Origin of the sequence: Parabacteroides sp. AF14-59 (assembly GCF_003479515.1) — a bacterium.
Taxonomy (GTDB): domain Bacteria; phylum Bacteroidota; class Bacteroidia; order Bacteroidales; family Tannerellaceae; genus Parabacteroides; species Parabacteroides faecis.
This window is the reverse complement of sequence record NZ_QUHH01000029.1, coordinates 83,213-98,990: the sequence shown is the minus strand read 5'-3', so window position 1 is coordinate 98,990 and position 15,778 is coordinate 83,213. Positions and strand designations below refer to the sequence as shown.

The following is a 15,778-nucleotide window of genomic DNA, read 5'->3' as shown; positions in this document are numbered from 1 at the left end:
ATTGTTTTTAGTAATAAATGTTTTATCTGTAAACTACTTTCAGTAAAGGTCACTATTTGTTCATCTATAACAATCAGGTAGATGTAAACCGTAGGGTGTCAGTGAAAGCAAAGAACCAGCCTGTTTCTGCACTACTCAGTGATATACTGAAAAACTCGGGTGTTAATTATGCAATGGAAGGTACTCATATCGTACTAACCAAGACAGACGAAACCGCTGTTGCTGCAGCACAGCAGCAAGCCCGTAAAATTGACGGCACGATCCTCGACTCCAACGGCGATCCGATAATCGGAGCGAACGTAGTTGTAAAAGGAACTACCAACGGAACGGTTACGGATATAAACGGTGAATTTTCGATCGAAGCGGAAGCGGGTTCTACTTTGAATATTTCTTATATCGGTTATTTGACAAAAGAAATGCCGGTTGGAAATGAAACGAATATCCGTGTGGTATTGGTGGAAGATACCAAAGCGCTGGACGAAGTTGTCGTGATCGGATATGGTACTCAGAAGAAAGCTGACCTTACCGGTTCTGTTGCGAATATCAGCACGGAGAAACTGAGTACACAGAGTAATGTGAATATCGGCCAGGCACTTCAGGGAAAGATCGCCGGTGTGGATATCGTATCCCAGGGAGGTGCTCCGGGACAAAGCAGCCGTATCATGGTGCGTGGTATCGGAACGTTGAACAACGCCAATCCGTTATATATTGTAGATGGTATGTATATGAGCAGTATGGATCATCTGAATCCGAATGATATCGAGAGTATCGACGTATTGAAAGACGCCTCTTCTGCCGCTATTTATGGTTCGAGAGCCGCTAACGGTGTGATCATTGTCACAACCAAATCGGGTACGAACACGGAAGGTAAGCCGATTATCGATGCTTCCGCCAACATCGGTGTACAGACTCCTTCTAAATATCTTGATATGCTCGGTGCTAACGACTGGGCACGTCTGACAACTGTTTCCCGTGAAGCGATCGGAGCCAAGCCGCTGGAAATGGGAATAGACATGAAAGAAAATAATGATTGGCAGGATATTATGATGGGACCGGCACTGATGCAGAACTATAACCTGACAGTGCGTGGCGGAACGAAATACTTTACTTATTATACCGGTCTGGGGTATGTCAATCAGGACGGTACGATCAAGGGTACCAACTATGAACGCTACAATGCCCAGTTCAAATCTGAATATAAGAGAGGTTGGTTTACATTCGGTAATAATGTCGTGTTCAGTTCACAGCAGAACAATCCGTTGTATGGATTTGCCCGTGGCGGTTATCTGGGAATTATCCTCCAGTCGATTCCTTCTTTACAGCAATATGATCCGACCAACGAGAAGGGCGGCTATGGGAAAGTCTATGGCGATGCAACAGATATCCCGAACCCGCTGGGTATTCTGGACGAGAACTTGACCCGCAGAACCTGGGATTCGTACAACGCTTATATCAATCTGTATGCGGAGGTAAAATTGCCGTTGGGATTGAAATATCGCCTGAATGCAACGCCTGACTTCTCCTTTGAACGGAATACTTCTTACGAGAATATTTATGATTTCGGTTTGCGTAATAATGCGGTTTCCAATATGACCGAATATCGTTATCGTAAAAATAATTTCCTGATCGAGAACTTGTTGACATTCGATCAGACATTTGGGAAACATAAGATCAGCGCCTTGTTGGGATATTCTTACCAGAACTACCGTACACGTTATATCATGGCTTCCGGTAAGGGACTGCCCGAAGGAATAACGGAGGTCGGAGCGGCTACACAGGATCGTATGAATGATGCCTGGTCGAAAGAAAGTGCTTTGACTTCCATTATCTCCCGTGTTTTCTATTCGTACGATAATCGTTATCTGATCACTGCGACTTATCGTCGTGACGGTTCTTCTAAGTTTGCGAAAGAAAACCGCTATGGTCATTTCCCTTCCGTTTCTGTCGGTTGGAACGTGGCAGAAGAACATTTCATGGAAAATTCAAGAAGCTGGCTGGATCAGTTGAAGTTAAGAGGCGGTTACGGTATCCTGGGTAATCAGGAAATCGATGACTATATGTATACCAGCGTTGTAACTTCCAATATCAACTATCCTGACGGAAACGGTGGGGTGATCAGCGGTGCTTTCCCGAAAGATTTCGCTAGTCCGGCTATTAAATGGGAAGAAACAGAGATGACTAATATTGGTGTGGATCTGGCTTTCTTAAATTCGCGTTTGATGGTTACGGCCGATTGGTACCGCAAAAATACAAAAGATATTTTGCTGAAAGTTCCTATTCCTGTCTCTACGGGTGGTGCAAACGACCCTGTGCTTAATGCGGGGAAAATCAAGAATACCGGTGTAGAATGGACCGTAGGCTGGAATGATGCGCCTTCAAAAGACTTTGCCTATGGCGTAACGTTTACAGGAAATGCGATGAAGAATGAAGTGGTTGCAATGGGTACTGCCAACGGGGTGATCGAGGGTGGAACAAACCGTACGAATGTTCCGACAACCAGAACATTGGCCGGATATCCGATCGGTGGTTTCTGGCTGATTCCGACAGAAGGTATTTTTCAGAACCAGGCGGAAATCGATGCGTATGTGAAAGACGGTAACCTGATCCAGCCGAATGCAAAACCAGGGGATATCCGTTTCAAAGATTCTAATAACGACGGAAAGATCACGGATGACGATCGTGAATATTGCGGCAGTCCGTTCCCGAAAGTAACATTGGGATTGAACTTCAATGCAAGCTATAAGGGTTTTGACCTGTTGTTGGGAATGCAGGGTGTTTTCGGTAATAAAATTTATAATGGTACGCGCCTGGAACTGGAAGGAGTGAACAAAGGAACAAACTTCCTGGCTACTACACTGGATTATTGGACACCGGAGAATACAGGAGCTTCGCATCCGCGTCTGGTATGGGATGACCCGAATCAGAATACCCGTCCGCAGAGTGACCGCTTCCTGGAGAACGGTTCATTCTTCCGCTTGCGTAATGTGCAGTTGGGTTATACATTCCCTAACCGCTTGTTCCAGGATAAAATTCAGAAATTACGTGTGTATGTCAATGCTGAAAATCTGTTTACGATTACCGGATATAGTGGTTATACACCCGATATCAACAATAGCGACAATGCAACATCACGCGGTTTCGATAATTTCGTTTATCCGACAAACAGAGTCTTCATGCTGGGACTTAATCTTACATTCTAAAATACCATATAGTTATGAAAACAATAAAATTAATCATATTCGTATTTATTGCCGTTGCATTAAACAGTTGTGAAGGCAAGCTGGATCTGACTAATCCGAACAAGCCGACCGGTGCTACATTCTGGAAGACGGAAGCCGACTTTAAGCAGGCGATGGCTTCCTGTTATACTCCGTTGAAAAACTGGAACGGCGGTTACTATGGAACCCGCGGACTGATGACTCGTATTTCCCGTGCCGACGATATCGAATTTCGTAATGATATCGCTGATATCTATTCGATGCACCGTTTTACGAACGACCCGAACAATTCGGTGGCACATAATATCTTCTATCAGTTCTATAATGCTATCTATCGTGCAAATTCTATTTTGCAGGAAATCGAAGGAAAAGATTTTCCGGAAGATTTTATAAAGAAGACCCGCGGTGAAGCTTTATTTATCAGAGGCATGTATTATTTCCAACTGGCAAAAGAGTTTGGAGATGTGCCTTTGAGATTGGAAGCATCCCAGGATCCCGCGACATTCCAGTTGGCCAAGTCGAGCCAGGCAGATGTTTATGCACAGGCGGCAAAAGATTTTATTGAGTCGGCCAATTTACTTCCTGTATCGAATGATAAGGGAAAACCGACAAAAGGTACGTCTTATGCTTATTTGGGTAAATTGTATGTATATACAGAGAAATGGCAGGATGCTAAAAATACCTTGGAACCATTGACAAAAGCACCTTATACTTATAAGTTAGTCGATGATTTTACCTGGAATTTTGATGAGGAACATGAAAATAATGCGGAAAGTATTTTTGAGATCCTGTATGAACCGGTCGGCGGATCTGACCAGTGGGATAATGGCGAAACGGCCAACTCGGCACAGTCTACCACTATCGCAGTTGAATATGCGGCCGGTGCTGTAGGCGGATGGTTTGAAGCTAAACCGACACAGAAAATGATGGATATTTTCCTGCAGGAAAAAGCGGCTAATGGCGAGTACGATTATCGTGCTCTGACATCTGTCGCCTGGAATTATCCGGGATGTATGTATTATATGAAACCTATTCAGGAGGTATTATCCGGTGACGATCTGAATTCCTATTGGATTCTTAAATATCAGAACTCCAAAACCCGTGAACAGGAAGTGGAAACAATTCCTTCTTATATCAACGAACGGGCCATGCGTTTTGCGGATGTGATCCTTCTGCTGGCAGAATGTGAACTGAACCTGAACAATACGGCACAAGCTATCAGTTATATCGATCAGATCCGTACCCGTGGCGGTAACCTGCTTCCTTATTCCGGTAAAACCGATGCGGCATCGGTTAAGAATGAGTTGGTTCATCAACGTGCTATCGAGTTCTTTAAGGAAGGGGAGCGTTTCTACGATCTTCGTCGTTGGGGATTACTGGAACAGGAATTGAAATCGCAGGATTCGATCCGTTTCGCCAGCTTCCAGAAGCGTCATTATTATTTACCGATCCCGGCTAAAGAAATACAGACGAATTTACTATGTACTCAAAATAGCGACTGGTAATAAATTGTATAATATACAATACAAGGCCGTTACCGTTTGGCGACGGCCTTATTTGTCTCTGATCATTAATGTAAAAATAGATTGTATGAAATATAACAGTGTAATCGCGCTAATAACCGCGGGCCTTTGCCTGGCTGTACAAGGTTATGCTCAATCAGTGAATGGCGTAACACATTCCGGACAGTCTACCGGTCAACCGCCTTTTCCCGTGACATCTTATATGGAATTACCGAATCCGGCCGTGACAAACTTCGACTTGTGGGAAAAAGTGAAAGGGACGAAAGTCAGTTGGGGGTCGACGGATATCCGTTACAAGAAAGAAGAACCGGCTCCGGTGGGATCGATAAAAAAGGAAATAGCATTAACTGCCTGGAAAGGGGAACGTGTAGCTTCACAATTTGTTGTCTGGGGGGATCAGCCGCTCACAGATCTTTCTTTTTCGGTAAGTGACCTGGTTCATAAAAATGGAAAATACACGATCGGCAATAGTCGGCTCTTATGCGGTTTTGTCCGTTATGTCATGACAGATGAATTGAATAAGGATGGAAAAGGAGGATGTGGCGACCGTCCTGATGCGGCTGCTTTCGATTCGTCGCTTGTGGCAGATCCGATAGACCATCTGACGCATACTTTGTCTTTACCTGCCCGGTGTACGCAAGGCGGATGGGTACGTGTATGGGTCCCTCAGGAAAGTCTGCCCGGCCTTTATAAAGGGACAGTGACTGTAAAAGACGGGGAAAAAATATTGGAGACTTTAGCTTTGACCGTACAGGTGAAAGATCGTACCTTGCCTCTGCCGTCCGATTGGTCGTACCATCTCGACCTGTGGCAGAATCCGTATGCCATAGCCCGTTATCATCAGGTGGAACCCTGGAGTGACGCTCATCTGGAATGTATGCGTCCGTATATGGAAATGTACCGGCAGGCTGGCGGAACTGTTATTACTGCCTCTATCATGCATAAGCCCTGGAACGGACAAACCTATGATTATTTCGAGTCTATGGTTACATGGATGAAGAAAGTGGATGGTAGCTGGTCTTTCGATTATGCCGTATTCGACCGTTGGATCGGATTTATGATGAATGTCGGTATCACTCAGGAGATAAATTGTTATTCGATGGTGCCGTGGCGGCTTTCTTTTCAATATTTCGACCAGGCGACCAATAGTCTGAAACAGTTGGATACGAAACCCGGAGATCCGGAATATGAGGAGGTGTGGGTCGCTTTACTCAAATCATTTGCAGCCCATCTGAAGGAAAAAGGATGGTTTGATATTACACATATATCGATGGACGAACGCCCTATGCCTGTCATGCAGGAAACATTGAAAGTGATTCGTAAAGCTGATCCTGATTTTAAGGTATCTCTGGCAGGAGCTTTGCATGAAGAATTGTCGGACGATCTGGACGATTACTGTGTAGCTTTACGGATGAAATACTCCGAAGAAACGAAGAAAAAACGTCGGGAGGAAGGAAAGATAACGACTTTCTATACGAGTTGTGAAGAACCGCGTCCTAATACGTTCACCTTCAATCCGCCAGCCGAATGTGAATGGTTTAGCTGGTATGCGGCAAAAGAAGATCTCGACGGTTATTCCCGTTGGGCGCTCAACAGTTGGGTGATCGAGCCGTTGCTGGATAGCCGTTTTTATACCTGGCCGGGTGGCGATACCTATCTGATCTACCCGGGCGCAAGAACTTCCATGCGTTATGAACGTTTGATAGCCGGCATACAGGCTTTTGAAAAGATAAGGATATTGAAAAAAGAATTTAAGGCTTCTGGAAATCAACGGACGATAAAGAAGATAGAGAAAACGCTGGGCCGGTTCGATGAAAATACATTGGAGACTATTCCTGCCGCTGTGGTCATAGAGGAGGCGAATAAAATAATTAATAGTTTTTGATCTTATTAAAATAGCAGGACAGAGGGGATAGTTTATAAGCTTTCCCCTTTTTCTTTGCTCAAGTATGCGTATAAAAAAACGGAAGGCTCTATTTATTTACGGAAAATTTTCCTATGTTTGTAAAAGACATTTAGGGACGGGAGACTTCAGAGTACCTTAAGTATGATATTTGGTAAATAGTAGGAATGGATAGAGGAATTGAAGAAAAATACTTGAAAGAACTTGTAAAAGGTAGCCGTAAAGCCTTTGAAGCTATTTATATGATCTATGCTCCTCGTGTGGAATATTTTTTGCGTGGCCTGCTGAAAAATGATCTTGAAGCCGAAGATATAACACAAGATATATTTTATAAAGTATGGAGTAATCATGAAACGATAGCCCAGGTGGATTCATTTAAGTCTTACTTGTTCCGCATGGCGAAGAATGCCGTATATAACCACTATTCCCATCTTCTGATAAAAGAAAATTATATCGAAATTCAAAAGAACATACAACCTTATGAGGATTTGGTAGAAGAGAAAATTCATGCGGAAGATCTGGAGTTGCTGATCATAATGTCAATCGAGAAAATGCCCCCTCAGAGAAAGAAAATATTTAAAATGAGTAGGTTGGAGAACTTATCTAATGATGAAATTGCAACACTATTGAATATAAGTAAACGTACTGTCGAGTCTCATATTTCACAGGCTCTGGCTGATTTAAGAAAACTGCTTGTCCTGTACGTAATAACTTTTCTGTAGGATAAAATGATTTTTTTTTGATTAGGGACACCGTGTGCTCGGCGTCTTAGCTGTCTTATATATGTAACACCGATTAAAATGAAGACAAATTATATAAATTCCGTAATAACGAAATTTTTCGGTAATGATATGCCGAAAGATATTCAGGCTCGTTTCCAGCATTGGTTCCTGCAACCGGAAAATATGTTGGAGAAAGAAGAGGTGCTTCATGAGATCTGGAGTGAGATAGATGTGAAAGCGGATGATACGACACGCCGGAAATTTGTTCAGTTGAATACTCGTATCGATGTCGTTCAGGGAAAGAACAAGCAGTATGCGCTAAAGAGAGTTGCCGCTGTTGCCGCTGTATTCCTGTTGCTGATAGGGACGAGTTGGTTGACCTGGAACCTGAAAGACAGGCAGGAAGCGGAGTCTTTTTATATTGTAGAAGCTCCGTTAGGTGAAAAAAGTAAACTGACATTACCCGACGGAACAATAGTCTGGTTGAATGCCGGATCGCAGTTGACATATTCCAATTACTTTAATAAGAATAACCGGAATGTTACGCTGAACGGAGAAGGATATTTTGAAGTGACTAAACAGGGAGGGAAAGAGTTTGTCGTTAATTCTGCCGGATGCGGGGTACATGTCAAAGGGACGGTATTCAATGTAAAAGCTTATCGGGAAGATCCGACAATGGAAGTCCGCCTTTATGAAGGTTCTGTCTGTTTATCCACACCTTCGATCGATGAAGAGGATGGGATTTATATGGAGCCGGGTGAAAAAGTCAGCTATGATAAAACGACTAATGCCATTAAGAAAGACAAATTATTGCATTTGGATAACCTGTCATGGAAAGATGGATATTACCATTTTACAGACAATTCGCTGGAAGAAATTTCTGCGGAACTGGAACGTGTTTTCGATGTCCGTATAAAAATAGAGGATGCTGATATAGGGCAGCATAAATATCATATATCGTTTGTAAATCAAGAAACGTTACCTGAAATGCTGGATGCGATCAACAATGATAAAAAGTTGGTTATAACGTATAACAGGGATACGGTCGAGATAAGGAAGAGAAAATAAATATTCAATTTATTTAATAGAAATACTAGTATTAAGCTGAAGCGTACGGTCGGCTGACGGATATTTCTATGCATGAATGTAAACTTTGTATAAACAATTAAATTAATTAACATGAGAACAAGACAGTCCTTTTATGAAAAACCGCTTCTACTGTTTTTCCTGTTGATGATCTTTGTTTCTTCTACAGTGATGGCACAAGGTGCCGAAAAGATTTCGATGAAGTTGACAAATCTCACGATAGAACAGGTGTTGGAACAGATCACGAAACAAAATGGCTATTCGTATGTGATAAAAAGCTCCGAGCTGGATATGCAGAAAAAGACTTCTGTGGATGTCACGGACGAATCGATCAAAGATGTTCTTTATAAGGTGTTTGAAGGGCAGCCGGTTTCGATCGAGATTGTAGGTAAGAGTATCCGTATTTCTAAAGAAAGCCGGAGTGTCTCTGCAGGGAGTTCACAAAAGAAAGTGGTAAAAGGTGTTGTTTCCGATGAAAATAACCAGCCGTTGGCAGGGGTGAACGTCGTTGAGCAAGGAACAACCAATGGTACGATCACAGATATGAACGGGAACTACTCTCTTGAACTGAGTGATCCGAATGCTGTTCTGCAATTTTCTTTTATCGGTTCGAAAACGATCATGCAGAAAGTCGGTAATCAGACTTCGATCAATGTCGTTTTGCAGGAAGATTCGCAGACATTGAGTGAAGTGGTAGTTGTCGGTTTCGGTACACAGAAAAAAGTGAATCTGACGGGATCGGTTTCGACGGTTGCATCGAAGGCGTTGGAGTCGAGACCTGTTATGAATGTGAGTCAGGCGCTCCAGGGGTTGGTTCCGGGTTTGAACTTTTCATATGCAGGTTCCGGGAACGGTGGTGAGCTGAACAATGAAATGAAACTGAATATCCGTGGTGGCGGTACGATCGGCGACGGTTCGAAATCTTCTCCGTTGGTACTGATCGATGGAATGGAAGGCGATATGAATGCGTTGAATCCTCAGGATATCGAAAGTGTTTCAGTATTGAAAGATGCAGCAGCTTCCTCTATCTACGGATCGAGAGCACCTTTCGGAGTAATATTGATCACGACTAAAAAAGGAACGGCCGGGAAAATTGCCGTGAACTATAACAATAGTTTCCGTTGGTCTTCAGCGATCAATACTCCTGATATTGCCGATTCATACACGTATGCCCAGTATTTTAATCGGGCTGCAGAAAATATGGGAGAAACCGGACGCTTTACACCGGAATGGCTGGAACGTATTAAAGCGTATCAGGAAGGAACTTTCCTCCCGACAACTGTTCCTGATCCCAATAATCCGAGTCGTTGGGACTGGCAGGGTAACTCCAATAATGACTGGTATGACATTTATTTTAATAATGCCGCTTTTTCACAGGAGCATTCAGTAAGTGCCAATGGCGGAAGTGAAAAGTATCAGTTCTATGTGTCTGCTAATTACCTGGACCAGAGTGGCCTCCTGAAGTTCAATACAGATAAGATGCAACGTTATACGGTTACCGGTAAGATCAATGCCAAGCCGACGGACTGGTTGAGCTTTAATTATAGCTCTAAGTTTATCCGTAATGATTACAAGAAACCGTCTTCTGTGGATGATAATGTGTTCTATCACAATATCGCAAAACGCTGGCCTATGGAACCTTTCCTCGATCCTAACGGACATGGAATGAGTATGGCGGAAGGATTGTTGCAAGGCGGTGATTATAAGACTCAGAAAGATAATCTGTACCAGCAATTCCAGTTGATCCTGGAACCGATCAAAGATTGGAAGATCTTCGGAGAACTGAATTACCGGACTACGACGGAGTTCTTGCATAAAGATGTAAATCCTGTAACCAAATATGATGTAAGTGATAATCCGTGGACAAATCCGGCAGAGCAATCGTCCGTACTGGAACAGGCTACCAAGAATAACTTCTTCAATCCGAACGTTTATTCGGAATATTTCAGGGAGTTCAACGAAGGTCATGCCTTGAAGGTCATGGTCGGTTTTCAGGCGGAACTTAATAAATACAGGGAGTTAGGTGCATCGAGAACAGATATGATCACCTCCAATTTGCCGACGTTGAATACATCGACCGGTACTGATAAGATTACAAAAGGGGGATATAGCCATTGGGCTACAGCTGGTTTTTTCGGCCGTATCAATTACAACTATAAAGAACGCTATTTGTTGGAAGTAAATGCCCGTTATGACGGTACTTCCCGTTTTTCAAGAGATCACCGATGGAATGTATTCCCTTCCGTTTCTGCCGGTTGGAATGTAGCGCGTGAAGCATTCTGGGAACCTTATTCCGATATTGTAAATAATTTGAAGTTGAGAGGCTCATGGGGTGAATTGGGTAATCAGAACACAACGAACCTGTATCCTTATTATCAGTTACTCAAATTTGCGGCGAATGATGCTGATAGTCATTGGTTACTGAATGGGGTAAAGCCGAATACGGCTAATGCGCCGGATTTGATTTCCGCCTTATTATCCTGGGAAACAATGCGCTCCTGGAATATAGGTATCGATGTAGGTGCATTGCAGAATCGCTTGACTTTCAGTTTTGATTATTTCAACCGTAAAACGTTGGATATGGTTGGACCGGCACCGGAACTACCTGTGATCCTGGGTGCTACTGTTCCCAAAACGAATAATGCCGACATGGAATCGAAAGGTTTTGAACTGGATGTGGCCTGGAGAGACCAGATTGGCAAAGTAAGTTACGGTGCACATATTATGCTGTCGGACGACCGTCAGCGGGTAACCCGTTATTCGAATCCGACCGGAACCCTGAATACCTGGTATGAGGGACAATATGCCGGAGAAATATGGGGATATGTGACTCATGGTATTGCAAAAACAGACGAAGAAATGCAGAGCTGGCTTGCGAACCACAAACAATCGTTTGGTAATAACTGGGCAGCCGGTGATGTCATGTACGAAGATCTGAACGGTGACGGCGAAGTGAATGAAGGCAGTAATACGATTACGGATCCGGGAGATAAGAAAATAATCGGAAATTCGAGTCCGCGTTATAAATTCGGTATCGATCTGGATGCTTCCTGGAAAGGATTTGATATCCGTATGTTTTTCCAGGGTGTAGCAAAAAGAGACTATTGGTTGGGTGACAACATGTTCTGGGGTGCAAGTGGCGGATTATGGCAGAGCACCTGTTTTACGGATCACCTGGACTTCTTCCGTTCGGAAGGAGATGAGTGGGGAGCTAATCCGAATGCTTATTTCCCGCGCCCGATACTGGATGGCGGAAAGAACCAGAAAAAACAGACTCGCTATTTACAGAATGCTGCTTATTTGCGTATGAAAAACCTACAAATAGGTTATACATTGCCTGCACATCTGACAAGTAAAGCCGGCTTATCGAAATTAAGGATCTTCCTCTCTGTAGAGAACTTATTTACGATCAGTGGCTTACCTGATAGCTTTGATCCTGAAACATTAGGATCAGGATATGGAAACTGGAACGGTTCGGTAACAGAATCTGCCAAATCATATCCTTTGTCGAGAACTGTCTCAACCGGATTAAGTGTAACCTTTTAAATAGTAATATAATATGAAACTGAAATATATCTTACCCGTATTGATAAGTGCGTTTTCCATGACATCATGTAATGATTTCCTGGACAGGGAACCGCTGGACAATATTACGCCTGAAGCTTTTTTCTGGAGCGAAAGCGATCTGGCTGCCTATACGATCAAACAATATAGTTTTACTACACATGACGGCTGGAATCTGGGTACATGGAAAAATGATAACGATACCGATAATCAGGTGACAGGTTCTTTCAACAGCCGTTGGGTTCCTGGCGAATGGAGAGTGAACGAATCTTTTTCTACCCGGGGTGACGATCCGTGGAATTTCGATAAAATAAGGAATCTGAATTATTTCCTTGAAATAGCGGTACCCCGCTGGAAAAACGGTGAAATAAACGGGACGGAAACCAATATCAAACATTATATCGGGGAGGCTTATTTTATGCGTGCCTGGCAGTATCTGAGCAAACTTCAGACATTGGGTGATTTTCCGATTGTCCGTAACACGTTGCCGGACGAACAACAGGCTTTGACGGAAGCCAGTTACCGGCGTCCGAGAAATGAAGTAGCCCGCTTTATTATTTCTGATCTGGATTCTGCGATCATGCTGATGAATAATAGCCCGGTCGGAGGTAAAAACCGGATTACCCGTAATGCCGCTTTATTGGTAAAATCGAGAGCAGCGCTCTTTGAAGCAAGTTGGGAAACTTACCATAAAGGAACGAACCGCGTTCCCGGTGGACCAGGTTGGCCCGGAGCTTCTACTGCTTATTTGAAAGATTATACAATTAATATCGATAGTGAAATCTCTTATTTCCTGGATGAAGCGATGAAAGCGGCTGAGGAGGTGGCCGATAATGTTTCTTTGACCATGAATAATTTTGGAGAAAAGCTGGATAATCCGTATTATGCACAGTTTGCTGCGGAAAATATGGAAGGATATGAGGAGATATTACTCTGGCGGGCTTATGATATGGAATATAAGGAGAAGCATTCAGCCGGTTATTATTTGCAGCGCGGAGGAGGAAATTCGGGTTTTACCAGGGATTTCGTGGAAACATTCCTTTGTGAGGATGGTCTTCCGATTTATGCTTCTTCCAAATATGTGGGTGATAATACGATTGCTGATGTGAAGGCGAACCGTGATTTCCGTTTGCAATTGTTTATGAAAGAGCCGGGCGAGCTGTTGAGTGAGTTGTCGGATGTCGATACATTCGGGTATCCGGATATTCTGGCCAAACAGGAGGTTCGTGCCGTAACCGGTTATTGCCTGCGTAAGGGGATGCCGCATACCTGGTATCGTGACGGGGATTATTGTGTGGAAGGGTCACATGTATTCCGTGCGGTAGAAGCCTATCTTAATTATATCGAGGCTTCCTGCATGAAGAACGGCGGAAGTAGTATCGACAGCAAAGCGGATTCTTACTGGAAAGCTATTCGTGAACGTGTTGGTCTTCCGGTGAATTATCAGCAGACAGTAGCAGCTACTGACCTGGTAAAGGAAAAGGACTGGGCTGTATATTCCGGTGGTCAGCCTGTTTCTAAATTGCTGTACAATATCCGTCGTGAACGTCGTTGTGAATTAATGGAAGAAGGCTTCCGTATGAACGACCTGAAACGCTGGAGAGCATTAGACCTGGTAAAAAATTATCAGGTGGAAGGTTTCAAATTGTGGGGAGCTATGCAGCATGAATATGTGGATAACCAGGGAAATTCAACTTTGATACCGGAAGGTACGGAAGGGAAGACGGCTAATGTTTCCAGCCAGAAGAACAGTGTCTATTTACGTCCTTACCAGATTATTAAAACGTCCAACCTTGTTTACGACGGATATAACTGGTGTGATGCTCATTACCTGAGTCCGATCGCCATGCAACATTTCCGCATTACGGCTACTGATCCTGAAAACGGAGAAACTTCTGTGATCTATCAGAATCCGGGATGGCCGTTGAAAGCAAATGCCGGTGCAATCGGTTATTGATAAATAGGAATAAAAATAGGATTTAATTAAGACCAGTTTGGTGAGAAGCATTTATTTGCCGGATTACCAAACTGGTTTTTTATTGAGTAATTTGCATAAAATAGAAAGTGTATGATCAAATATTGGATATTGATTTTTGCCGCATTATTTGCGTTGGTCTATCCGTCGCAGGCTCAATTGAGTGAACCGTTGCCATTTATGACTCCTTCTTCTCCGGTAGCAGCGAGAATAGTAGACTATGAGATGAGAGATACAGTGACCGCTCCGGCAGCATTGATCCGTCTGCCGAACCGTAAAATAGCTTATATGGTCCGGCAGAATGGTCGGTTGGCTCCATTTTTCCTGAAAGCGATAGAGACCGGGTATTGGGATACCCGTTATGAAAAAGAGACAAACTATGATTCTGTCTTTGCTGATATGAAGGAGATGGGAGCTAATACGGCTTATGTGATGTTGCACTGGGAAGATATCGAACCGGCGGATGACCGGTTTGACTACCGTTTCGCCGATGAAATTGTTGCTGCCGCCCAAAGACAGGAATTGAAAATCGGTTGGGTATTGTTTTTACATGCACAAAAGGAGAGAGTACCGACTCTTAATCCCGAAACGGCCTGGACATTTCATCTGGACGACAGGGATTCTTCCAATTATACGATGCAATGGGTGAAACGGGATGGCGTACTTTATTCGAATATCCGGGATATACTGACCTACGGTGTCCGTCCCCTTCATGTATATGGTCATAAGGAGGTTTTTTACCGGATAAGAAGAATGCTTTATAATCTGGCTGTCCATTATAAAGATGATGAGACTGTTATTGGAGTACAATTGGGAAATGAGGAAGGTTTCAGTTTTCTGGATGAGAGTGATTTCAATCCGGTAACGGCTGAATTATTTGAAGAGTGGAAACTGAAAACCAACAAAACCGATTATGCACAGTTTAAAAAGGAGGCCATCGACTGGTGGTGGCAACAATTTACTTCCGCTTACCATGAAGGAGATCCGTATAAGATATTATCTTTCAACCTGGATGCCGGACAGGCAGAAGCCGGTGATCCGGAGCGTGTCCGAATGACGGGAACGAGTGCGGCTACCTATGCGGACGGAAACCTGGATGCGATCGGTACGATGTTTTATAAAAACTGGGGGTATAAAGCGATAGCTGGGATCGATCATCACTATAATGATTCGTATAATTATAAACAGCCCATATTGATCCCTTCCGAGATCGGTATAGGACATTTCAATACATCTGTCAATTTCCGTCACTTTGTAATTCATTCCCTGGAAAGGGCGGCGCAGGGTTTTGGGGTCTACTGTTACGGGGAAGTAAGGAAAGAACTGATGGAATTGAAACCGGTCAGGGATGATCTTGTCCGGATGTTTGAAGCCATATCCCGGAATGAGGATATTATTTATGAAGGATTACCGGGGCCGGGATTTGTGCGTTGTGAGGTCGGTATTCCGGGTGTACAGGTCAGCCATTTGAATGTAGGTGGCCGGGAGACTTTGGCGATGGTTTATTTCCCGGAAGCAAAATCTTTTGCGGATAGTGAATTGGCATCTATGGAAACTATGAAAATTAAACTGGATTGTACGGCCCGGGTATCGGGAACCTATAAGATTCAGGTTTATAAGAATGGAGAAAATATAAATGATCTTTCTATTTCGTTACAGGAAGCTGATTCTGAGTCGATGGAAATTAAGGATGTGAGAAAAGAAGATATTCTTTTTATCTCGGTCCGGGAACATTTTCCTTTGAACTAGACGGATTTGAATTCTTATATCATTCTATATGGTCTAAA

At 43.4% G+C, this 15,778-nt stretch carries 7 protein-coding genes and 1 pseudogene; all 8 read left to right on the top strand.

Going from position 1 to position 15,778, the window contains the following annotated elements; all coding sequences use genetic code 11:
* Nucleotides 1–53 precede the first annotated feature (53 nt).
* Nucleotides 54–3,200, top strand: a pseudogene (locus DWW23_RS22810) (TonB-dependent receptor); the annotation flags it as partial.
* Nucleotides 3,201–3,214: 14 nt separating this feature from the next.
* Nucleotides 3,215–4,723, top strand: coding sequence for a RagB/SusD family nutrient uptake outer membrane protein (locus DWW23_RS22805; RefSeq protein WP_122356516.1), 1,509 nt, complete (start codon nucleotides 3,215–3,217; stop codon nucleotides 4,721–4,723).
* Between the two features lie 85 nt (nucleotides 4,724–4,808).
* Nucleotides 4,809–6,626 (top strand): DUF4091 domain-containing protein, encoded by a 1,818-nt coding sequence (locus DWW23_RS22800; RefSeq protein ID WP_122356514.1) that lies wholly within the window; start codon nucleotides 4,809–4,811, stop codon nucleotides 6,624–6,626.
* 185 nt (nucleotides 6,627–6,811) lie between these two features.
* On the top strand, nucleotides 6,812–7,366 hold the full coding sequence (locus DWW23_RS22795; RefSeq protein WP_122356512.1) for an RNA polymerase sigma-70 factor: 555 nt from the start codon (nucleotides 6,812–6,814) through the stop codon (nucleotides 7,364–7,366).
* Nucleotides 7,367–7,444: 78 nt separating this feature from the next.
* The gene (locus tag DWW23_RS22790; protein ID WP_122356510.1) at nucleotides 7,445–8,434 is read left to right on the top strand and encodes a FecR family protein; all 990 of its coding nucleotides are present in this window, start codon (nucleotides 7,445–7,447) and stop codon (nucleotides 8,432–8,434) included.
* A gap of 111 nt (nucleotides 8,435–8,545) precedes the next feature.
* Nucleotides 8,546–11,998 (top strand): TonB-dependent receptor, encoded by a 3,453-nt coding sequence (locus DWW23_RS22785; RefSeq protein ID WP_122356507.1) that lies wholly within the window; start codon nucleotides 8,546–8,548, stop codon nucleotides 11,996–11,998.
* 13 nt (nucleotides 11,999–12,011) lie between these two features.
* Nucleotides 12,012–13,973, top strand: coding sequence for a RagB/SusD family nutrient uptake outer membrane protein (locus DWW23_RS22780; RefSeq protein ID WP_122356505.1), 1,962 nt, complete (start codon nucleotides 12,012–12,014; stop codon nucleotides 13,971–13,973).
* A gap of 111 nt (nucleotides 13,974–14,084) precedes the next feature.
* Nucleotides 14,085–15,740, top strand: a complete 1,656-nt coding sequence (locus tag DWW23_RS22775) for a hypothetical protein (RefSeq protein ID WP_122356503.1) — start codon at nucleotides 14,085–14,087, stop codon at nucleotides 15,738–15,740.
* The last annotated feature ends 38 nt before the right edge of the window (nucleotides 15,741–15,778 follow it).

Bases quoted from the DNA above. Each gene is read 5' to 3' on its own strand.
- DWW23_RS22775 (WP_122356503.1), top strand. From the start codon at position 14,085: ATGATCAAATATTGGATATTGATTTTTGCCGCATTATTTGCGTTGGTC.
- DWW23_RS22780 (WP_122356505.1), top strand. From the start codon at position 12,012: ATGAAACTGAAATATATCTTACCCGTATTGATAAGTGCGTTTTCCATG.
- DWW23_RS22805 (WP_122356516.1), top strand. From the start codon at position 3,215: ATGAAAACAATAAAATTAATCATATTCGTATTTATTGCCGTTGCATTA.
- DWW23_RS22790 (WP_122356510.1), top strand. From the start codon at position 7,445: ATGAAGACAAATTATATAAATTCCGTAATAACGAAATTTTTCGGTAAT.
- DWW23_RS22785 (WP_122356507.1), top strand. From the start codon at position 8,546: ATGAGAACAAGACAGTCCTTTTATGAAAAACCGCTTCTACTGTTTTTC.
- DWW23_RS22800 (WP_122356514.1), top strand. From the start codon at position 4,809: ATGAAATATAACAGTGTAATCGCGCTAATAACCGCGGGCCTTTGCCTG.
- DWW23_RS22795 (WP_122356512.1), top strand. From the start codon at position 6,812: ATGGATAGAGGAATTGAAGAAAAATACTTGAAAGAACTTGTAAAAGGT.